Raw genomic sequence first — 207 nt, forward strand, 5'->3', positions numbered from 1 at the left:
GTGCGGCTATTGGGGGCTATGCATCAACAGGTAGCGGTGTCGGTATCACCGCCAGTGCCAGCAAAGGCAAAGGCTATGCCAACAGCGACTCAGTCACTTATGCCGATAGCCAAGTCAACGTCGGTGGCACCACTACCTTTAATATTGGTAACGATCTCAACGGTAAAGGCGTGGTCTTTAACACGGATAAAGTCCAAGGCGTTATCG

The 207-nt window shown here is 51.7% G+C and carries 1 protein-coding gene; it reads left to right on the forward strand.

What is annotated here, in order from left to right; all coding sequences use genetic code 11:
- On the forward strand, positions 1-207 hold a 207-nt coding region (locus KZA12_RS14765; protein ID WP_218690758.1), incomplete at both ends, for a hemagglutinin repeat-containing protein.

The organism is Psychrobacter sp. BF1 (assembly GCF_019279065.1).
GTDB lineage: Bacteria > Pseudomonadota > Gammaproteobacteria > Pseudomonadales > Moraxellaceae > Psychrobacter > Psychrobacter urativorans.